Genomic DNA, 21907 nt, shown 5'->3' with positions numbered 1-21907 from the left:
TGACCCCATCTGCCAGAGTGCTGTGCCAGCCTTGCTGAGTACGGTGCTCTGGCAGGTTCATTTTCCGACCGCCCGCGTGGAGATTTCCTGTGGCAGAGCCCACCTTCCTGTGGCACGACTACGAGACCTTCGGCGCTGACCCGCGTCGTGACCGTCCTTCGCAGTTCGCGGCCATCCGTACCGACGCCGACTTCAACGAGATCGGGGAGCCGCTGACGCTCTACTGCAAGCCAGCCGATGATTTTCTGCCCCATCCGATGGCCTGTCTGATTACGCGGATCACGCCGCAGCAGGCTGAGCGGCGCGGTATTCCGGAGGCTGAGTTTGCTGGGCGTATCAACGATGAAATGAGCGTGCCGGGCACCTGCACGTTGGGCTATAACAGCCTGCGTTTTGATGATGAGGTCAGTCGCCATCTTTTCTATCGCAACTTTCTTGATCCTTACGGGCGTGAGTGGCAGAACGGCAATTCGCGCTGGGATCTGATCGATATCGTGCGCGCCTTCCATGCGCTACGCCCTGAAGGCATCGAGTGGCCCAAGCGTGAAGATGGTGCGCCCAGCTTCCGGTTGGAGCACCTGACCGCAGCCAATGGTATCGAGCATGCTGGGGCTCACGATGCGCTGGTCGACGTGCGCGCGACCATCGCCTTGGCGCGTCTGCTCAAGGAGCGCAATCCGCGCCTGTTCGACTACCTGCTCAAGCTGCGCAACAAGCGCCACGTCGCCAGCCTGCTCGATATCGGCGCACGTAAACCGATGCTGCACATCTCACGACGCTATCCAGCCTCACGGGCGTGTGGTGCGCTGGTCGTGCCGCTCGCGGAGCATCCGTCCAACGCCAATGGTGTGATCGTCTATGACCTCTCGGTGGACCCTGCGCCGTTGATGGAGCTTACGGCCGAGGAAATTCGTGCCCGTGTGTTTGCTCGCGCTGATGATCTGGCCGAAGGTGAGGAGCGCATCCCGCTCAAGGTCATCCATCTCAACAAGAGCCCGGTACTGTTGCCTGCCAATGCGCTCAAGGATGTTGAGGGGCCGAGCAAGGGGGAGTACGGCGAGATCGTCGCGCGCTTCCAGATCGATCCTGCCCAGTGTCGTGTGCACTGGAAGTGGCTCAAGGACAATGCTGGTATCGGCGTGAAAGTGGCGCAGGTATTTGCCGAAGCGCCGCCGGAACCTCCCGCTGATCCGGATCTGATGCTTTACTCTGGCGGCTTCTTTTCGCCAGCAGATCGCAAGGAGATGGAGCGGGTGCGTGCCACGCATCCGGAGGCGCTGGACGATACGCCGTTCGCTTTCCAGGATGGGCGCCTTGAGGAGATGCTATTCCGTTATCGCGCGCGCAGTTACGGCTACACACTCAATTCTGCCGAGCGTGAGCGCTGGGAACAGTGGCGTTGGGAGCGCATGAACGATGAGACAGTGGCTAGTCTGACCGTGAAGGGCTTCGTGGCGGACATTCAGCAACTGGGGCATGCCGAGCAAGACCCTGATCGGGTGCAGATTCTAGAGGAGCTGGCCATGTATGTAGAAGGCATCATGCCGCCTCAAGCATTTGGTTAGGCAGTGGCTGAAAATATCTCAGTAGCTTAAACGACACGACCCCAGCGATTTCGCTGGGGTCGTGTCGTTTAGATCAGACGTTCAGGCAAGTCCTTTGAATGCCACGGCGAACTGTCAATGCTGTGCATTACTCGTTGGCTGCGCTGAGGGTGCTGAAGTGGTCGCCTCAGCCTGCGCGCGTGGCGCCTCCGGCAGTGCTGGCAGCGCGAGCTTGGGGATACGCTGGTCGAAGTCGCTGGGCGTGCCCGGATCAAAGGCCAGTTCCAGTGAGTCGGCGTTGCGCAGGCGCTGCCAGGTTGCGCGGATGTCTTCCGGATTGACCTGTTTTACGGCAGCGACCAGCTGCTGGCGCCGATCAAAACCGGTCCAACCGAAGCTCAATTCGTTCCAGTTTCGGGCAGCCAATTCAGAGAGACGACGCGGTTTTTGGGTCAGGCTATCGATGACGGCTTGGCGATAGCTTGTCAGCGCTGACTCATCGAGTGCCTGAACGCGAGTGTCGAACTCGGTCATGAAGGCATCCATACGCGAGAATAGCGTCTTGCTGTCTTTGGACGGCGACTGAACCAGCATGCTCAGCCCCGGTGCGTCGAGCATCGGGGAGTAACTCGCCGAGACGATGTACCCCAGCTGCTCATCAGTACGCAGGCGACTGTAGAAGGGGGCTTCTATCAACTGCCCGAGGACGGCGAGGCGTGCCTGACTTTGCAGTGTGCGGTCCTCGCCTTGCAGATAGCGCAGCGCGCCGGCATCACTGCGCGTACTGTTCGGACGCAGTGCTGTCTGCTGACTGATCTGACGCACTTCCAGTGTCGGAATCGCCTCTCGCGTGACACGTGGTGCGAGGCCATTGACGACCAGCTGACCGGTGTCGCTCGCCTGTTTGGCAGTGAGGTTTCCGGTCACCATTGCCTGCACATGCAGACGGGCCAGGAAGTGCTTGCGGAAGGCGTCCAACGTTTGGCTATTCACCGTGTCCAGCGCTGCCATCATCTGAGGCGTTGTTGCCAGCGGACCGATCAGCGTTTCACTGAGGCTGCGGCCCAGCTGTGAGTAGAGAGGAGCCTGCGCCCGATTTTGCAGGTTGCGACGCAGCCGTTGAGTAATGCGCTCAAGCGTGGCTGGCACTATCTCGCCATTGACCAGTTGATCGAGTACTTCGCGCATTTCCGGCTGCTGGCCGTCACGCCAGCCACTGAACTGCAAAGTGATGCCGCGGCCATGAGCGTAGGCCAGCGCATCCTGTCCCGCCAAGCGTGCAGGATACAGGCGCGCATTGAGGCTCTCATTCAGCCAGGCGGCCAATACACGGCTCATGACCTGCTCTTCTACTGAGGAGCTGATCTCCGGATTCAGCAAGCCGAAGCGCCACTCGGCCTGTGGTACGCCAAAGCTATCGTTGCCTTGATACCAAAGTTCTGCGCCTGGCTCATCCAGCAGCTGTGTCGGTGCTGCATTTGGCAGCTCGAGCACGCGGAAATCGCTGGCCAGATACGGATTTGGGGCTGGCAGTGCCAGTTGATTGGCCAGTGAATCGGCAGTACTGGCGGAAGCGCCATCAGTCGCAGCGCTTGAAGTGGCATCGTCATCGCTCAGGCGCGTCAGTGTGTAGGGCGCCTTGAACCATTGGCCCTGCTCATCGCCTGTCACATTGGGGCCGGAGTAGACCTCCAGCAGGTTGTCCTGTGTAAGACGTGCCAGCGTCTTGTCGAGCAACGCTGCGTCAAAGTTCTGCATCAGATAGGGCGCAGCCAGGACTTCCTTGACTGGATAGCGCGTCATCATCATCGCCAGACTGCTGGCGAGATCGACCGGTGAGCTACGCTGCTGGAAGCGGAATTTCTGCTCGCCCAGCTTGGCCTGCTCGGCGTAGCGCCAGTCGTTGATGCCCTGCTTGCGGACCAAGGCCAGATAGTCGAACAGCGCCGCGCGAATTTCCGGTTGATGCTTGGCACCTTCCGGCGTCAGTGTGATGTCGATACTGAGCATCGCGTTGTGGCCATCGCTGAGGCCACCACCGGCGGAAAGGGCGTCCGCCCAGCCCTTGGCTTTGAGGGCGGCGAGCAAGCTGCCTTCTCCTTCGTGACCTATCAAGTTGGCGAGATAGCTGACGGGCTGAGTGCGATAGTGCTCGATGGGATCGTCGATGGGGAACATGAACGCAAGCTCACGTTCCTGCTTGAGCGCTTTGACCTCGAGACGTGCCGGGAGCTCGCCTTGTGTGACGAGGGGAATATCAATCTCGGGGCGTTTCAGATCACGATTGGGCACATCGCTGAAATTGCTGCGCGTGAGTTTTTCCAGCGCGTCGAGAGATTGTGGTCCTACCAGTGACAGGCGCATGACGCCTGCACCGTAGTGAGCGGTGTAGAAGTCCACCAGGCGCTGGCGGAGGCTGCCGGCGTCAGTATCTTGCAGGGTATCGAGGCTACCGACGCTGAAGCGGTTGAAGGGGTGCTCAGGATTCAGTGCCTTCTCGACAGCCTCATAGACGCGACGCCCATCATCTTGCATGCGCGCCTGGTATTCGGAGTTCACTGCGTGACGTTCGCGATCCACGTACTCGGCATTGAACTGAGGGGCGACAAAGAAGCGTGCAAAGCGCGGCAATGCCTCACCAAAGGCCTCTGGCTCGATATCGAAGAAGTAGTTGGTGTCCTGGCTGGCGGTAAAGGCGTTGTGATTGCCACCATGCTTGGTGATGAAATCCTGATAGGCATCCGGATCAGGATAGCGATCAGTGCCGAGGAACAGCATGTGCTCAAGGAAGTGTGCCAGCCCCAATACATCCTTGGGGTCTTGGGCACTGCCGACTTCCACGTCCATGGCTGCGGCTGCCTTGTCGGCGTCTGGATCGCTGACCAGTAGCACCCTGAGGCCGTTGTTGAGAGTCAGGCTACGATAGCTGCGCTTGTCATTCTCGCTCTTGATGACCGGCCCCGTTTGCGCGTTGACGCTGACATTCTGGGCACTGCCTGGCGTGCTGTTGGCATCTGCCAGTACAGCACCAGGGGAGAGGCCAGCCAGAACGATGGCGGCGATGGCGGCACTTAGGCCGAGTGGGCGAAACCTGGGTAGCAGTGGCATCTTCTCTCCTGATACGAAAGACCGGTGGCGGCAGAGCGTGAGTGAAAGAACAGGCATATGCGAGCTACGAGGCCAGTGCGTCACTAGACGCATGGTGACGTCAGACCAGCATTGGGCCAGTAGGGTGCGCCACACTCCATTCCTGATGTGCAGGGTCATTGACACGGCGTGCCACCGGGAAGGCTGCAAGGCTGGCATCGGGCGCCAACATGGCGCGGACTGTTTCCAGTGGTGTATCGGCCGTTAGCCACTCACGTACCTGATGCGGCGCAATGACGGCCGGCATGCGATCGGTAAGGCGAGCGCTGACACCGGCACACGCCACGCTGATCAAGGCAAAGCTGTCACGTCCTTCCGGTGGCATACCTTCTATCAATGGCGGGCTGAAGTGACGCGTCCAGATAGCTGCCAGCAGTAAGGGGGCGCGATCAGCATGTGTGACCAGAAACGGTTGTTTCATGTTGGGCTGTTCCTTCCAGACATAGACACCACCGACCGGAATCAGTGCCCGTTGGCTGATGAAGGACTCACGAAACATGCGTCGCGTTTCCAGAGTTTCCGCACGGGCTATGTGCGGTGCGTGGTCCATGATGTCCAGCCAGCTAGGCGTCAGTCCCCACAATGCTGGTACCAGGCGCAATTTTGAACCTTCAAGCCGTAACATTGAGGCCGGCATGCGTGGTGCGCGATTGGCACTGATCAACATCTCTTCGCGCAACTGACGAGCGAGTGCAGCGGTCGCGAGCTTGCCGAACAGCTCACGAGGCGGCAGATCGTCGGGAAAGGGAGGGGTGTACAGGCGTCCGGCCACAGAAATCCTTGAAGGCGGAAGGCGAAAGGAACATGCAGGGTGTCGCGCTGCCCAATGGGGTGTGACGACCTCGCTGCATGCGGCGTACGCCAGCATGCCACACCTTGGTGGTGCTTGCGTTTGCGCTCAGTCTCGATATGCTGGACGGAAACAGTGTTCGATTCAATGGCTGGTACGGGCCGCTTCAAAAGATGTCGCAATGACATCGTATGCCTTTGCTCACCCGTGCAGTACGGACACACACCGCGTCAGATTTGCTACGCGGTAACGCATCTCAAGCATCAGAGGAATTCGATGGCCCGTCCACGTCAGCATGCACCGGAAGCGCTGCATGCGCGGGTAATGGAGACCTGCGATGAATGGCTCAAAGCACAGCCTGTTCACGCCCTGTCTCTGCGCAACCTCGCTCGTGAAGTGGGTTGCGCGCCCAGTACCCTGCTCAAGCTTTATGGCAGTTTTGGTAACCTGCTCCAGCACGTCAATCTGGCGACGCTGGACCGTCTGCATGCTGCGATTGCCGGCCAGGAGACACCGAGTCCTTCGGAGCGCCTCAAGTCGCTTGCGCGTGCTTATTGGGGGTTTGCTCAGCGTGACCCTTACCGCTGGCAGCTGCTGTTCGATTTCCCGTTGGCACAGGAAGGTGAGCTGGATCAGCGTCAGAACACGATGATCGAAGGGCTGTTCGAGCGCGTCGAGGGAGCGCTGGTCGAGTACGCACCTCGTGTGGAGTCTGTCGAGGCCAAGCGCATGGCGCGCACCCTGTGGGGTAGCGTGCATGGCTTGGTCCAGCTGGGCATGAACGAACGTCTTGGCCTGTGGCAGGGGCAGCCATTGGAAGTGACTGAGCTACTGGATCAGTTGCTCGATACCATGCTGGCAGGGCTCAGGGTACGCAGCGAGGCTGCGATTGCGGGGGATGCTACGGAAGAGGGGCAATGAGTCGAGAATTGCTCCGTCGTCCACGGTTCGCGCCCTTCTTCTGGACCCAGGCCCTTGGGGCCTTCAATGACAACCTGTTCAAGAACGCCTTGTTGCTGTTGATGACCTTCGTGGTGATCGAGCAGCGGGGCTGGGACACTGGCATCGTCAATAATCTGGCCGCCGGTTTGTTCATCCTTCCCTTTCTATTGTTTTCTGCTTGGGGCGGTCTGCTGGCAGATCGTCTCGACAAACAGCGCCTGATCGTCAATCTCAAGTGGCTTGAGCTCGCGACCATGAGTGTCGCGGCAGGGGCCTTGATCTTTGAAGCCTGGGAGCTGCTGCTGGCGCTGTTATTCATGATGGGCACTCAATCGGCGCTGTTCGGCCCCGTCAAATATGCCATCCTGCCGCAGCACCTCAAGGCGGATGAACTGGTCAGTGGCAACGCCTGGGTCGAGCTGGGAACATTCCTCGCGATTCTGGTCGGTACGCTGGCCGCTGCTGCATTGATGGCGCTGGGCGGTGATCTGGCGCGCTGGGCACTGTCGGCATCGCTGGTCACGCTGTCGCTGCTCGGAGTCTTCGTGGCGCGCAGAATTCCGCCGGCACCGTCGCTTTCACCAGGCCCTGTGCCGTGGCGGCCGCTCTCCGGCAGCATTGCCGTGATGCGCGAAGGGCTGGGTAATCGTCGTCTGAAATGGGCACTGCTCGGTATCAGCGCGTTCTGGTTCCTCGGGGCCAGCTACCTCACTCAGTTGCCCGCCTATGCACGTGACATCGTGCATGGTGCAGAAGGGGCAACTTCCGCGCTGCTGGCCGCCTTCGCGATCGGTATCGGGATGGGGTCGTTGGCCTGTGAGCGTGTCTCGCGCGGTCGACTCGAAACCGGGCTGGTGCCTTTTGGCGCACTGATCATCTTCGTTGGTGGGCTGGATCTGGCCCTGCGCCCGATGCTAGGTAGTGCTGAACAGGCAACGCCATTGTTGGAGCTGCTGCAGGTGTCGGGATTTTGGCGCATGTGTCTGGATCTCGGCGTGATCGGTTTCGGCGGCGGGCTTTATATCGTCCCGCTGTATACCCTGCTGCAGGTGCGCAGCCCCGAAGATCATCGTGCGCGTGTCATCGCCGCCAACAACGTGCTCAATGCCTTGCTGATGGTGCTGTCGGCCGGATTCGGCATCCTGATGCTCAGCACGCTGGGGCGCAGCTTGTCTGATTTCCTGTTGGTGCTGGCCGTCATCAGCGCGCTGATTGCCGTGGTCTGCATGTTGCGTGACCCGCGGCCCTTCCTGCGTCTGAATATCTTCATCCTCATTCACCTGATGTATCGCCTGCACCTCAAGGGCCGCTGGCGGATTCCGGCGGAGGGAGCGGCACTGGTGGTCTGCAATCACGTCAGTTTCATGGACGCTCTGATTCTGGGAGGAGCGAGCCCGCGACCGCTACGCTTTCTGATGGACGCCGAAATCTATCACTCGCCGTGGCTAAAATGGTTCTTCCGTATTGCCGGGGCCATCCCGGTCGATTCGTCACGCAAGGACCCTGCGGGTGTGCGGCGTTCACTGGAAGAGGTCGGCAAGGCGCTGCGGGCTGGGGAGGTCGTGATGATCTTCCCTGAAGGCCAGCTCACGCGTGATGGTGAAGTCGGGCGGTTCCGGCGTGGACTGGAGTTGATCCTGGCGCGTAACCCGGCGCCGGTTATCCCGATGGCCCTGGGCGGGCTGTGGGGCTCCTGGTTCTCCCACGGAGGGGGGCCGGCCTTTGCCAAGTGGCCGCGTCGTATCCGTGGGCGGGTTGAGCTGTGTGCCGGACGTACCTTCGAAGCTGAAGGTGTGAAGGCGGCAGAACTCGAAAGCGCGGTGCGTGACCTACATCGCAAGGCGACTCGCTTGAGTAAAGGCCGGTAGTGGCAGACAGCTCTATTGATACTGCATGCGAAAACGCCGCTCATGGCTTCATGAGCGGCGTTTTGCGTTTATCACCATAGGCTCAACAGCCAGGCGATAGCGATTCGCATGGCTAGCACGCTGGCGCTGAGGATCAGCAGGGGCCGAGGAGCTATTGGTAGTGGTGATGAACATGATGCCCTCTTGCACAAGGCTAGAATGACACAGGCCCACCAAATGGCGGGCCTGTGTCTGCTGATGGCGCGGGATGACGCCTTATATCAGGGGCGGCTCACGCGAGCTGCCTGCCAGCAGCGAGCCGAGGTGATCTGATTGTCCTTCACCTGTTGGATCTCGATGCGCGTGGTACCTATCGCCAGGCTGGCGGGCGCATCCGGAAACGATTCAAGATGCTCAAGGATCAAGCCATTGAGTGTCTTGGGTCCGTCGGTGGGCAGTTGCCAGCCGATCGCCTTGTTGATCTCACGGATGTTGGCCGTCCCTTCGATCACGTAGCTGCCGTTGTCCTGCGGGTGAATCTCCTGATGAGTGCCGGCTACGTCAGTGGTGAACTCGCCGACGATCTCTTCCAGGATATCTTCCAGCGTCGCCAGACCCTGCACGTCACCATACTCGTCGACCACGATACCGATGCGACGTTTCTGCTTTTGGAAGTTGAGCAGCTGTGTGTGCAGCGGGGTGGATTCTGGAATGAAATAGGGCTCGCGAGCCTCCTGGATGATGGAAGCCTTGGTGATCTCATCCAGTGACAGGAAGCGTGCGGCATTGCGCAGGTGCAGGATGCCGATGATGTTGTTGATGTCACCTTTGTAGACCGGCACGCGGGTGTGCTGACTCGCGCGGACATGGCTAAGGATGATGTCGAGATCGTCATCGAGGTCGATACCGAAGATTTCCTGACGCGGCACCATGATGTCATCGACAGTCACATTCTCGAGGTCGAGAATCGATAGCAGCATGCCTTGGTGACGGCGAGGAATCATGCTGCCTGCCTCGTGCACCACAGTGCGTAGCTCGTCGCGGGTCAGGCTATCGGCATTGCCACTGACATCGCGCACACCGAATAGACGCAGCAATCCATTGGAAATGCCATTGACTAGCCATACTAGTGGATAGAGCACCTTGAGCATCGGCTCGAGAACCAGTGAGGCCGGATAGGCAATGCGCTCGGGATTCAAGGCGGCCATGGTCTTCGGCGTCACCTCAGCAAAGATCAGCACTACGATGGTGAGCGCGGCGGTGGAAATGGCTGGACCGGACACATCACCGAAATAGTGAATGGCGATGATGGTAGCCAGTGACGCGGCCAGATTGTTGACGAAGTTATTGCCGATCAGAATAACGCCGATCAAGCGGTCTGGGCGGGAAAGTAGGCGGGTGACGCGCTTGGCGCCGCGCTCACCGCTTTTTTCGCGATGGCTCAGGCGGTAGCGGTTGATCGACATCATGCCGGTCTCGGAACTCGAGAAGAAGGCAGAGAGGATGATCAGAACGACCAATAGGCCGAACAGCAGCCCCAGCGGGGTGTCGTCGCTCAAGAGTGAAGGGTCCTCGGTGGCGGATTTAAGCGCATGATACTGTCACGCCGACGGCATTGCATCAGGCGATGCTGTCGGCGTTGCTGCGGGACTAATGAGCCGGGGCGTGCATCAGGGGGCGAATACTATCTGCAGCGCGAATTTGGTGCCGAAGAATGCCAGTGCCAGCACCAGGCAGCCGCCGAGTGTCCAGCGTGCTGCACGCTGTCCGCGCCACCCCAATACGTGGTGGCCAAATAGAAGGATGGCGAAGATCACCCAGGCGCCGAGACTGAGTACCGTCTTGTGGGCCATGTGTTGAGCGAACATGTTGTCGAGATAGATCATGCCGCTGATGATCGAGACGCTCAGTAGAATCATGCCAGCCCAGATCAGCTCAAACAGCGCGCGCTCCATGCTGGTGAGTGCCGGCAGCACCTGCACGATACCGCGAGTATGGCGTGTCTTGAGCGCATGCTGTTGCAGGGATAGCAAGCCCGCCTGCATGGCAGCGATGCTCAGAAAGGCGAGTGCTGCCACGGAGGTGAAGATATGGGCGATAAGCCCGGGCGAGAGTGGGTTTTCGGTATTGGCGCTCGGCAGATTCATCACGCCGAGTACGCAGACGGCCGCGACCGGGAACAGCGCCGCGCCGCCGGCAAGAACCGGCTTGAAAAGGCTCGCGACGACGAGCAGTAAGCTGATCGCCCAGCTGACCAACGAGGCGCTCTCGAAGAGCCCCAGGTGGAGCTGACCGCCATGATTGAGTGTCATCCATACAATCACCGCATGGCAGGCAACTGCGATCAGTGCAAGGCTGCGCACCAGTCGCGCGCGTGCCGGAACGCGACGTGTCAACGTCAGGCCCTGCCAGAGGCCAGCGCCGAGATAGAAAATGATGGCCAGAATGGCAAAGGGCAGAGCCTGCATGTGCTGTTGTCCAGGTGCCGGAGGGTGTTGGGAGAGCAGCCCTCATCTGAGGCGCTGTCTATATGCAGAGACTATACCGAAAGCACTGGCGGGATTGCATCCACCCTGGGGCTTCTGTCATGGCTTATACCGAGGAATGAGGCACATCGGCGCACATATTGCCCTGATCATCAGTGCGCCTATCATGGAGACAGACCCGCCCTGTGCGTATAATGCGTGGCAGGATAACCATTCACGCGCTGGGGCGTCATGCCGTGACGCCGGAGTCGAGCAAGTTTCACATTCTCGTCCCGCTGCGCGGCCCCCAGACGTCCCTAGCCGGAGAGGCCCATGTTTCAAAGTTTGAGTGATCGCCTGTCGCATACGCTGAAGTCGATTACCGGCCAGGCCAAGCTGACGGAAGACAATATCAAGGACACTCTACGCGAAGTGCGTAAGGCGTTGCTTGAGGCGGATGTTGCTCTACCAGTGGTCAAGGCCTTCATCGACCGTGTGCGCGAGCGTGCTGTCGGTCAGGAAGTATCCAAGAGCCTGTCGCCGGGCCAGCAGTTCGTCAAGATCGTCCAGCAGGAGCTGGAAGCGATCATGGGCGAAGCCAATGAAGGGCTGGTGCTCAAGAGCAACCCCGCCGTCATTTTGATGGCAGGCCTACAGGGTGCTGGTAAAACGACGACCGTGGCCAAGTTGGCGCGCTATCTGCGTGAGCGTGAGAAGAAAAAGGTATTGGTGGTCTCGGTTGACGTCTATCGTCCTGCGGCCATTGATCAGCTGGAAACGCTGGCCAAGGAAGTGGATGTCGACTTCTTCCCTTCTGATTCATCCCAGCAGCCAGTCGCGATCGCTGAAGCCGCGATGAAGCATGCGCGTATCCAGTTCCACGATGTGGTGCTGGTCGATACCGCGGGCCGCCTGCATGTCGATGCCGACATGATGGACGAGATTGCCGCACTCCATCGCACCCTCTCGCCGGATGAGACACTGTTCGTCGTTGATGCGATGACGGGTCAGGATGCCGCCAATACCGCCAAGGCTTTCCATGAAGCCCTGCCGCTGACGGGTGTTGTGCTGACCAAGGCTGATGGTGATGCACGTGGTGGGGCGGCATTGTCCGTACGTCACATCACTGGCAAGCCGATCAAGTTCATGGGGATGGGCGAGAAGGTTGATGCTCTCGAACCCTTCCATCCGGATCGTGTTGCGTCGCGTATCCTCGGAATGGGCGATATGTTGTCGCTGATCGAGGAAGCAGAACGCACTGTCGACAAGAGCAAGGCCGAGCAGCTGGCCAGCAAGGTCAAGAAGGGCGAGGGCTTCGATCTTGAAGACTTCCGTGATCAGCTCCAACAGCTCAAGAACATGGGTGGCATGGGTAGCCTGATGTCCAAGCTGCCGGGGATGGGGCAATTGGCGGAGGCCGCCCAAGGCCAGGCCAGTGAGAAAGAGTTGGGCAAGCTTGAGGCGATGATCAATTCCATGACGCCCAAGGAACGCCGTAACCCTGATCTCATCAACGGCTCGCGCAAGCGTCGTATCTGCATGGGTTCCGGTACCCAGGTGCCGGATCTTAATCGCCTGCTCAAGCAGCACAAGCAGATGGCCAAGATGATGAAGAAGGCTGGCAAGAAAGGTGGCATGCAGAAGATGATGCGCGGTATGTCCGGCATGATGGGTGGCGGCGGCCCGGGTGGCCCTGGAGGTATGGGCGGCATGGGCGGCCCCGGCGGTGGTATGGGGGGCATGGGTGGCGGTCGCTTCCCGCGTCGCTAAGTCCCTGACGCCTGACGGTCTTTATCGCCAAGAATTGTGCTCCACGACATCGTTGGTGTCGCGGAGCGCTTGTACGGCCTTGGAAAAAGGTTTCCAAGGCTTGCCGATTTCCGTAGAATGTCGCCTCTTCGTGTGGACCCTCCACGCGAAGCCGAGTTCTGTGGCACGTTTTTCACTTCAACACGAAGGACAGATTACGCAATGGTTACCATTCGTCTGGCACGTGGTGGCGCCAAGAAGCGTCCCTTCTACCACCTCGCTGTAGCTGATTCCCGCACAGCCCGTGATGGCCGCTTCATCGAGCGCGTCGGCTTCTTCAACCCGGTCGCTCGCGGCCAGGAAGAGCGTCTGCGCGTCGATCTCGAGCGCGTCGCTCACTGGCAGCAGCAGGGCGCACAGGTCTCTGACCGTGTCGCTCAGCTGCTCAAGGAAGCTGGCAAGCAGCAGGCTTGATATCCAGGATGCCTACTCACTCCAATAACCCGCAGCCGACTGCACACTCACCGCATGGCGATGATGTTGTAGTGATGGGGAAGCTTACCAGCCCCTATGGCGTGAAAGGCTGGCTCAAGGTGTATTCCTACACCAGTCCGATCGACGGCATCTTCGACTATGCCGGCTGGATGCTGAAACTGGACGGGAAGCAGATTCCCGCACGGCTCACGCAGGCCCGTCGCCACGGCAAAGGTCTGGTGGCACAGCTGGAAGGTGTCGATAGTCGAGAGGCTGCGCAGGCGCTGGCCGGGGCGGAGATTCTCTTGCCCAAGCAGCAACTGCCGCAGTTGGAGGTGGGTGAGTACTACTGGCATCAGCTGGAAGGTCTCGAGGTGGTGACGCTGGATGGCCAGCGCCTCGGGAAAGTGAGCACTCTGATGGAAACCGGTGCCAACGACGTTCTGGTGATAAAGCCGAACGACGACAGTATCGATGAGAAGGAACGGCTCGTACCGTACCTTCCGAATCAGGTGGTTCGCGATGTGGATCTCGCCACTGGACGCATAAGCGTCGATTGGGATCCCGAATTCTGATGTTAAGCACAGAGAGCTGACGCCTGTGTGGATTGGTGTAGTAAGTCTGTTTCCGGAAATGTTCACGGCGATCACCGCCAGTGGAGTGACCGGTCGAGCGGTTGATAAAGGCCTGCTCGAGGTCGATTTCTGGAATCCGCGTGACTACGCCACCGACAGGCACCGTACGGTCGATGATCGTCCCTACGGCGGAGGTCCCGGCATGTTGATGAAGGTCGAGACTCTGCGTGGCGCCATTCGTGACGCCCGCGCCGCTGGCGGTGACAATGCTCGTGTGATCTATCTCTCCCCGCAAGGCCGCAGGCTGGATCAGGCCGGTGCCCGTGAATTGGCGACGCAAGAGCGCCTGATCGTGGTCGCTGGACGCTATGAAGGCATTGATGAGCGTGTGGTGGAGGAAGAGATCGATGAGGAGTGGTCGATCGGCGATTACGTCCTGTCTGGCGGTGAGCTGCCAGCCATGGTCTTGATCGATACGGTGGCACGCCTGGTGCCGGGCGTTCTTGGGCATGAATCCAGCGCGGAGGAAGATTCCTTCACCGATGGCTTGCTCGATTGTCCGCACTACACCCGCCCCGAAGTCATCGACGGCAAGCGGGTGCCGGATGTCTTGCTCAGTGGCAATCATGCCCTGATCAAGCGCTGGCGGTTGCAGCAGTCTCTGGGGCGTACCTGGCTAAGGCGTCCAGATTTGCTTGAGAGCCGCACGCTGACTCGAGAGGAGCGTAAGTTGCTCGACGAGTTCATCGCGCAGCACGCCCGGAAAGGCAAGGTCTGACCTTCGCGGACACTGCGTTCGTTCTAGGAGAAGGCCGCCATCGTGGCGGAGGTGCGGCACGGCCCGGAGTCATCTTGCGGGAGCCCCGTGGCGCGTCACACACAAGGTCGATCCCCGTGTTCAAGGCCGTTTGCGGTGCCGGGGTCATGACAAACATCAGCCCCAGGGTTTGATGCTAACGAATTTGGAGCTAGCGATGAGCAGCAAGAATAAACTGATCCAGGCGATCGAAAACGAGCAGATGGGCAAGGAAATCACGACCTTTGCACCGGGTGACACCATCGTCGTCCAGGTCAAGGTTGTGGAAGGAACTCGCGAACGTCTGCAGGCCTTCGAAGGCGTGGTGATCGGCAAGCGTAACCGCGGTCTGAACTCCGCTTTCACCGTCCGCAAGATCTCCCACGGTGTGGGCGTCGAGCGTACTTTCCAGACTTACAGCCCGCAGGTTGCCGGTATCGACGTCAAACGTCGTGGTGACGTGCGTCAGGCTAAGCTGTACTACCTCCGTGAGCGTAGCGGCAAGTCTGCACGTATCAAAGAAAAGCTGGGCTAAGCGCTCCGCATTTTCTGAATGCAGAACTCGGCACCATGCGAGGGTGCGAATTGCCACTTGCACTCTCGTAGAGAACACCCCGCCATGCATCGCATGGCGGGGTGTTCTTGTTTTAGAAAATCGAAAAATCGATGACGAGCAGAAGGGGTTAATCCACTCGTCAGGCTGTCAGAGTAGAATCGATAGTCACTTGAGCAGTAAGCGCTCTCGTATCGCTGGCTTCAGGAGGCGCAGGGATGACAGATGATAATGGGCTGGTTGAGCGCTTCCTCGATACGCTCTGGCTGGAGCGCGGTGCCAGCGACAATACGCTTGATGCGTATCGCAGTGACTTGCAGGCATGGCGCCATTGGTTGTCGGCTCAAACGTCGGAGGGCGCAGCGATAGTGCCTTTGTTGTCGGCCTCCTCGCAGCAGATACAGGCCTTTTGTGATTCGCGGCGCGAGTCACATGCCTTGCGTTCTACTGCTCGTTTGTTATCGGCATTACGTCGCTTTTATCGCTGGTCACTGGCAGAAGGAATGATCGAGTCAGATCCCTTGCATGAGGTGCGTCTGCCGCGCGTGATCCCCAGTCTGCCAGGCACGCTGGATGAAGACGAAGTCGAACGATTGCTTCAAGCCCCCGACCTTGACACCGCCATTGGTTTGCGTGACCGCACCATGTTGGAAGTTCTATATGGCGCGGGCCTGCGTATCAGTGAGCTGGTCAACCTGAGTGTCGATGCACTGAATCTTCGCCAGGGAGTCGTGCGTGTCGTCGGCAAGGGAGATCGCGAGCGATTGGTGCCTTTGGGCGAGGAGGCTTGTGACTGGTTGTCACGCTGGCTGTCCGCTGGCCGACCTGCGATGATGACCGACCAGACGCGTCCGGCGCTGTTTCCGGGGCGGCAGAACAAGGCAATGACGCGGCAGACCTTCTGGCATCGCATTCGTCATCATTCCGTGACGGCGTCGATTGATAAGCCGCTGTCGCCTCATACGCTGAGACATGCCTTTGCCACGCACCTGCTCAATCATGGTGCCAATCTGCGTGTCGTGCAGTTGTTGCTGGGTCATCGTGATCTGTCCACGACCCAGATTTATACTCATGTGGCCCAGGCACGCCTGGAACGTCTGCATGCCGAACACCATCCGCGCGGCTGATCAACGATTGCCTCGCCCGCGGACGTCAAGGAGAGATTGATGAGCAAGTTTACCCGCCGCCCGCAGCGCCTGAGGCATGTGCTTCGCCTGATTGGTGCCGGTACACTGTTGACGCTTCTGACACCGCTGGCGCAGGCCGATGCATTGGATGATCTGCGTGACAAACTGGTCGTCAATGGGAAGCCGTTGCCAGTCGAGTCATTGGCATCCAGTCCGATCAAGGGGCTTTATGAGGTGCGCCTGACAAGCGGCGAAAGCTTCTATACCGACATCGATGGTCAGCACCTGATCGTGGGTGAGATGTACCGCAACGATGCTGACAAGGGGCTGGTCAACCTCAGCGAACAGAAGGCCAATGGCGAGCGCCTCAAACTGCTGGGCGATGTCAGTGAAAAAGACATGGTCATCTATCGTCCGGCAGGCGAGATCAAAGCGGTCATCAGTGTCTTCACGGATACGACATGCCCTTACTGTCGCAAGCTGCACAAGGAAGTCCCGGAACTGAATGCGCGCGGTATTGAAGTGCGCTATCTGGCCTTCCCGCGCGGTGGCATGCGCTCTCAAGGTGCGCGAGAGCTGGCGCAGGTATGGTGTGCAGAGAATCCTACCGAAGCCATGAACCGCATCAAGAATGAAGGCGAAGTGCCCAAGCAGACCGCTAGCTGTGATGCTCCGGTCGCAAGCCAGTATGAGCTCGGCACGCGCATGGGTGTGCAGGGGACGCCAGCCATCGTGATGCCGGATGGTCAGATGGTGCCGGGTTATCTGCCGGTCGATCGTCTTGCCACGATGCTGGGCGTCGATGGCTGATGAGTTGCAAGTGATATAACGATCACGCGTTGACAGGCCGTTCTGCCTTGCTACCGTGGTCACGGCAGACTGTAAGGTTAAATGCTGTCTGGATAAGAGACCGACGACAGGTCGGCAGGGCGTCAGCGCGATAGGCGCGGCCATCAAGGCTGGATACCGTAACGAGAGAGGAAAGCGACGTTGAAACCGGTGAAAGTAGGAATCTGTGGTCTGGGTACCGTAGGCGGCGGCACGTTCAACGTGTTGACCCGTAATGCCGATGAAATTGCGCGTCGTGCTGGGCGCCCTATTATTGTCGAACAAATCGGTGCGCGGCGTGATAACCCCGACTGCGATATCACCGGCGTCAGCCGTACCCATGACATCTTCGAGGTGGCACGTAATCCCGAGATTGATGTGTTGGTCGAGCTGATTGGTGGCTATGACGTCGCTTATGAGCTGGTGATGGAAGCCATTGCCAATGGCAAGCATGTCGTCACTGCCAACAAGGCACTGATCGCTGTACACGGTAACGAGATCTTCCGTGCTGCTGCCGAGAAAGGCGTCATGGTTGCTTTCGAGGCGGCTGTTGCAGGCGGTATCCCGGTCATCAAGTCACTGCGTGAAGGCTTGGGGGCCAACCGTATTCAGTGGCTGGCTGGCATCATCAATGGTACTGGCAACTTCATTCTCAGCGCGATGCGTGATGAAGGCCGTAGCTTTGACGACGTCTTGGCTGAAGCGCAGGCACTAGGTTACGCCGAGGCAGATCCGACCTTCGATATCGAAGGTATCGATGCCGCACACAAGCTGACCATCCTGGCGTCCATCGCCTTTGGTGTGCCGCTGCAGTTCGACAAAGCCTACACCGAAGGTATCTCGCGCATTACTGCTGAGGATATCGAGCAGGCCGATAATCTTGGTTATGTCATCAAGCACCTGGGCATTACGCGTGCGACTGGCAAAGGTCTTGAGCTGCGCGTGCATCCGACGTTGATCCCGAAAGAGCGTCTGCTGGCGAACGTGCATGGCGTCAAGAACGCCATTGAGGTAATGGGTGATGCCGTCGGCCCTACTCTTTACTACGGTGCTGGCGCCGGTGCTGAGCCGACAGCCTCTGCTGTCGTTGCGGACTTGCTCGACGTAGCGCGTGATATCTCCACCGATCACCGCTACCGCGTGCCGTATCTGGCTTTCTCCGAAGTCAATCAGCACGGTGATACCTTGCCGATCATGCCGATGGAAGACATCGAGACCGCTTGCTATCTGCGTCTTCAGGCTGTCGATCGCCCGGGTGTTCTGGCGCGTGTCGCCACGATTCTTGCCGAGCAGGGCATCTCCATCGAGGCGATCATCCAGAAGGAAGCCACCGAAGGTGAGTTGGTGCCGATCATCCTGCTGACGCATCGTGCTCGTGAGTTGCACATGAACGAAGCGATTCGCCAGCTGGAAGCGTTGGTGGATGTTGCCGGTTCCGTGGTGCGTATTCGTGTCGAGGATCTCGACGACAACGCCTGACGGTGTGCAATCGGGAGGGGGCTGAACGTCAGCCCCCTCCCGTTGGGCTGCCGGCGAGGGCCGGGAAGGGTAAGAATCATTCAGGTGGCAGAGGCCACGGGAAGACACGATATGCGTTATATCTCTACGCGCGGCCTGGCGCCAGCGCTCGGTTTTGAAGATGTGGTTCTCACGGGGCTTGCCAGCGATGGCGGCCTGTACGTGCCGGAAACTCTGCCACAGTTCAGTGTGGAAGAACTGACGGCAATGGCGGGCGAGTCCTACGCGGAAATCGCCTTCCGTGTCATGAAGCCGTTCGTCGATGGCGCCATCGATGACGAGACCTTCCGCACCATCGTGCGCGAGACCTACGCCACCTTCAGTCATGATGCTGTCGTGCCGCTCAATCAGCTCGACAGCAACCATTATCTGTTGGAGCTGTTCCACGGCCCGACGCTGGCCTTCAAGGACGTTGCGCTGCAGTTGTTGGGGCGCCTGCTCGAGCACTTCCTCGCCAAGCGCGGTGAGCGTGCTGTCATCATGGGGGCGACTTCGGGTGATACCGGTTCTGCTGCCATTGAGGGATGCCGTGCCTGTGACCACGTGGATATCTTCATCCTGCATCCGCATAACCGGGTGTCTGAGGTGCAGCGCCGTCAGATGACGTCCGTGCTGGCACCCAACGTCTTCAACATTGCTATCGAGGGCAACTTCGATGATGCTCAGGCGATGGTGAAGGCCAGCTTCGCCGATCAGGACTTCCTGAATGGCACGCGTCTGGTCGCGGTCAACTCGATCAACTGGGCGCGCATCATGGCCCAGACCGTCTACTACGTGGCTGCCGGTGTGGCGCTGGGCGCTCCGGCGCGTCAGGTCAGCTTCACGGTGCCGTCGGCCAACTTCGGCAACATCTTTGCCGGTTATCTGGCCTCGCGCATGGGCTTGCCGGTGCGCCAGCTGGTGATCGCCACCAATGCCAACGACATCCTGCATCGCACCATTTCCTCCAACGACTTCTCGCGTCAGGAGTTGAAGGCGACGCTGGCGCCGTCGATGGATATCGTGGTGTCCTCCAACTTCGAGCGTCTGCTGTTCGAGGCCTACGGCCGCGATGGTCAGGCGATCCGTGAGTTACTCGAGCACTTCTCACGTGAACCTGCGGCACTGGCGGATGCACCGCTGGCGAAGCTGCGTGAGCTGTTCTCCAGCCACAGTGTCGATGACGAGACGATTCTCGAGGTTATCCGTGAAGCGCATCAGCGTACCGGCGAGATCCTCGATCCGCATACGGCTACCGGCTATCGTGCGGCAGAGGTCTGCCGTACCGATACTGCGACACCGATGATTACGCTGGCGACCGCGCACCCTGCGAAGTTTGCTGAAGCGGTAGCGCGTGCAGGCTTTGCGGGCGTTGATCTGCCGCCGCATCTGAGTGACTTGCTTGAGCGCGAAGAGCGTTACAGTGTGCTGCCGGCTGAATTGACTGCCGTGCAGAACTTCGTGCGTGAGAATCGCCGCGGGTGATCGCATCAGCTACCGGTCGGGCCTTTTAGGCTGATCGGTAGCCATTTTTCATGGCCGTCATTTCTGCAGTCCGCTGCCGAAATGACGGCCATGTCGTTTGTCAGGAGCCATCATGTCAGTCACTCCCTCATCGTCGCCCGTTTCATTATCACAAGGCACCTTGGCGCGCCCGGATGAGCGTACGCTCACGGCCAGCATTGCGCGCGTCATTCGCCCGCGTACACGTGACGAGCGCCTCTATCAACAAGGCCTTGCGGCAGGTCTCAGTGAATTGCAGGCGCGAGTGTTGGCAGGGCGGTTGACGCTCGAAAGCTGCAAGGCGCCGCTGGAGGCCTTGATCACGCCTGCGCTCAAGCATATTGAGCATCCCGAACGGCTGGCAGACGGTCGACGTGCGGCAGAGCGCATCGCCCGCGCTGTCAGTGACGGCGAGCACATCGGTATCCTCACAGATTACGACGTCGACGGCATTACCTCGCATGTAGTGATGCTGCGCACCCTGACCGAGTTGTTCGATGTGCCTTACGATCGCGTGCATAGCTTGATCGGGCATCGCATTCATGACGGCTACGGCATCAGTCTGCCGCTGGTTGAGCGCATCATGACACTGAGTCCGCGTCCCACTCTCATCGTGACCGCAGATTGTGGCTCCAGCGATGAGGCGCGCCTGGCGCTGTTGAAGGAAGCGGGAATAGAAGTGGTGGTGACGGATCACCATGCATTGCCGCAGGAAGGGCCACCGGCTTCTGCCTATGCAACCGTCAATCCGACACGGGCCGATTGTGCCTACCCGGATGCGACCATCGCTGGCTGTATGGTGGCCTGGTTGACCATGTCACTGGCGCGTAATGTATTGATCGAGCAGGGCAGGTTGCCAGCGAGTACGCCAAAGTTGTCACCGTGGCTATCGTATGTCGCTCTTGGGACCGTGGCTGATTGTGTCTCGCTTGGTGGGAGTGCCATCAATCGTGCAGTGGTCAATCTCGGCCTGACACTGATTAATCGTATGCAGGAGCCTTGTTGGCGGGCGATGGCCGAGCGCTTGGGCGCTGATAGCGTACCTTTCAATGCCGAGACGCTCGCCTTTCAGATGGGGCCGCGCATCAATGCGCGCTCACGGCTGGATGATCCTTATGCTGCGCTTCACTTCATGCTGGCACGGGAAGATGCCGCGGCACGCAGCGCTCTGGATGTGCTTGACCAAGATAATCAATCGCGCAAGGCCATCGAGGCGGAGATGGTAGAGTCGGCCCGCTCGTTGGCCATGGAGTCTTTGCGCGCCGGGCATCAGATCATTGTGGTCTACCTGGAAGACGGCCATCCCGGTGTACAGGGGATCGTGGCTTCGCGGCTGGTTCAGCAATTTGGGCGGCCCGCTGTCGTACTCACACCTGCTGCAACGCCGGGTATGCTGACAGGATCGGGCCGCTCCATTGAAGGGTTGCATCTGCGTGATGCATTGCAGCGGGCACACGATCTCGCGCCCCAGGGCTTGCCGCGCTTCGGTGGGCATAAGGGGGCTGCAGGGGTAGGGCTGCCCCTGGTCGAGAGGAGTATCTTTACTGATGCCATTCAGCAAGCGGCTGCCGAGCAACTGGGTGATCTTCCGCTCAATCCGCTGATACTCAGCGATGGTGGGCTCAATGAAGGGCAGTTGAGCCTGGAGACGCTGGATGAGATCGAGCGCCTCGCCCCCTTTGGCCGCGAGTTTGAGGCACCGCTTTTCGAGGGGCGCTTCATGATAGAAAGCTTGCGTCCCGTAGGGGCCGACGGTACCCACCTTTCTATGGAGCTTTCGCTGGGGCGAGTGCGCATAAAAGCTATCTGGTTCAGAGCGCTGACACCTGGTGAGGCGCCTGCCTTTGGTTTGGGGGATGTCCTGCACTGTGCTTATAAGCTGTCACGTAACCGGTGGCGGGGCCGAGAGTCCCTCCAGCTTATGCTGGAATATGCTCTGCCGGTGTGATGTATGAGCTCTAGATGACATTTCTTCCCAAAAGGCCTTGCGCTGAACCGGTCCGGTGCGTAAAGTACGCATCCGCTGCCGGGGACGCATGGCGTTACCAGCGGTGAAAGAGGTGTGCAGGT

The 21907-nt window shown here is 59.4% G+C and carries 17 protein-coding genes; 13 read left to right on the top strand and 4 right to left on the bottom strand.

Features of this window, described 5'->3' with window-relative positions; translation table 11 throughout:
- The first annotated feature begins 89 nt into the window (after positions 1-89).
- A complete protein-coding gene (gene sbcB, locus CFN46_RS16650; protein ID WP_024953036.1) occupies positions 90-1565 on the top strand; it encodes an exodeoxyribonuclease I in 1476 nt (491 codons plus the stop codon).
- A 114-nt stretch (positions 1566-1679) separates the two neighbouring features.
- On the opposite strand, the gene CFN46_RS16645 is transcribed toward sbcB, so the two are convergent.
- Together CFN46_RS16645 and CFN46_RS16640 are read right to left on the bottom strand one after the other, a co-directional pair.
- Positions 1680-4652, bottom strand: coding sequence for an insulinase family protein (locus CFN46_RS16645; RefSeq protein ID WP_176426515.1), 2973 nt, complete (start codon positions 4650-4652; stop codon positions 1680-1682).
- Between the two features lie 100 nt (positions 4653-4752).
- Positions 4753-5463 (bottom strand): SOS response-associated peptidase, encoded by a 711-nt coding sequence (locus CFN46_RS16640; protein ID WP_024953038.1) that lies wholly within the window; start codon positions 5461-5463, stop codon positions 4753-4755.
- Positions 5464-5757: 294 nt separating this feature from the next.
- Here CFN46_RS16640 and CFN46_RS16635 point away from each other — a divergent pair, with 294 nt between their 5' ends.
- Together CFN46_RS16635 and CFN46_RS16630 are read left to right on the top strand one after the other, a co-directional pair.
- Positions 5758-6402, top strand: coding sequence for a TetR/AcrR family transcriptional regulator (locus CFN46_RS16635; protein ID WP_024953039.1), 645 nt, complete (start codon positions 5758-5760; stop codon positions 6400-6402).
- A complete protein-coding gene (locus CFN46_RS16630) occupies positions 6399-8291 on the top strand; it encodes an MFS transporter (RefSeq protein ID WP_024953040.1) in 1893 nt (630 codons plus the stop codon). Before CFN46_RS16635 ends, CFN46_RS16630 begins: the two co-directional genes overlap by 4 nt.
- A 260-nt stretch (positions 8292-8551) precedes the next feature.
- Here CFN46_RS16630 and CFN46_RS16625 read toward each other — a convergent pair whose 3' ends face one another.
- Positions 8552-9829, bottom strand: a complete 1278-nt coding sequence (locus tag CFN46_RS16625; RefSeq protein WP_024953041.1) for an HlyC/CorC family transporter — start codon at positions 9827-9829, stop codon at positions 8552-8554.
- 111 nt (positions 9830-9940) lie between these two features.
- Positions 9941-10738 (bottom strand): inner membrane protein YpjD, encoded by a 798-nt coding sequence (locus CFN46_RS16620; protein ID WP_024953042.1) that lies wholly within the window; start codon positions 10736-10738, stop codon positions 9941-9943.
- Between the two features lie 330 nt (positions 10739-11068).
- Between CFN46_RS16620 and ffh the strand changes: the two genes are divergently transcribed.
- From ffh to CFN46_RS16570, 10 genes are all read left to right on the top strand, one after another.
- Positions 11069-12505, top strand: coding sequence for a signal recognition particle protein (gene ffh / locus CFN46_RS16615; RefSeq protein WP_024953043.1), 1437 nt, complete (start codon positions 11069-11071; stop codon positions 12503-12505).
- Between the two features lie 201 nt (positions 12506-12706).
- A complete protein-coding gene (gene rpsP, locus CFN46_RS16610) occupies positions 12707-12958 on the top strand; it encodes a 30S ribosomal protein S16 (RefSeq protein WP_024953044.1) in 252 nt (83 codons plus the stop codon).
- An 8-nt stretch (positions 12959-12966) separates the two neighbouring features.
- A complete protein-coding gene (gene rimM, locus CFN46_RS16605) occupies positions 12967-13533 on the top strand; it encodes a ribosome maturation factor RimM (protein ID WP_024953045.1) in 567 nt (188 codons plus the stop codon).
- A 25-nt stretch (positions 13534-13558) separates the two neighbouring features.
- Positions 13559-14311: a tRNA (guanosine(37)-N1)-methyltransferase TrmD gene (trmD, locus tag CFN46_RS16600; RefSeq protein ID WP_088744185.1), complete on the top strand. Its 753-nt coding sequence runs from the start codon at positions 13559-13561 to the stop codon at positions 14309-14311.
- Positions 14312-14507: 196 nt separating this feature from the next.
- Positions 14508-14864, top strand: a complete 357-nt coding sequence (rplS, locus tag CFN46_RS16595) for a 50S ribosomal protein L19 (protein ID WP_024953047.1) — start codon at positions 14508-14510, stop codon at positions 14862-14864.
- Positions 14865-15100: 236 nt separating this feature from the next.
- Positions 15101-16009 carry a site-specific tyrosine recombinase XerD gene (xerD, locus tag CFN46_RS16590; RefSeq protein WP_088744184.1) on the top strand — a complete coding sequence of 303 codons (909 nt, stop codon included), beginning with the start codon at positions 15101-15103 and terminating at the stop codon, positions 16007-16009.
- A gap of 39 nt (positions 16010-16048) precedes the next feature.
- Complete coding sequence (locus CFN46_RS16585; protein ID WP_024953049.1) at positions 16049-16819, top strand: DsbC family protein; 771 nt, start codon at positions 16049-16051, stop codon at positions 16817-16819.
- Positions 16820-16999: 180 nt separating this feature from the next.
- A complete protein-coding gene (locus CFN46_RS16580) occupies positions 17000-18316 on the top strand; it encodes a homoserine dehydrogenase (RefSeq protein WP_088744183.1) in 1317 nt (438 codons plus the stop codon).
- A gap of 111 nt (positions 18317-18427) precedes the next feature.
- Positions 18428-19819, top strand: a complete 1392-nt coding sequence (thrC, locus tag CFN46_RS16575; RefSeq protein ID WP_024953051.1) for a threonine synthase — start codon at positions 18428-18430, stop codon at positions 19817-19819.
- A 112-nt stretch (positions 19820-19931) separates the two neighbouring features.
- On the top strand, positions 19932-21785 hold the full coding sequence (locus tag CFN46_RS16570; RefSeq protein WP_088744182.1) for a DHH family phosphoesterase: 1854 nt from the start codon (positions 19932-19934) through the stop codon (positions 21783-21785).
- Positions 21786-21907 lie beyond the last annotated feature (122 nt).

The organism is Cobetia sp. QF-1 (assembly GCF_002213105.1).
Lineage (GTDB): Bacteria > Pseudomonadota > Gammaproteobacteria > Pseudomonadales > Halomonadaceae > Cobetia > Cobetia crustatorum.
Note: the sequence above shows the minus strand (reverse complement) of the source record. Positions and strands in the feature narration are given on the sequence as shown.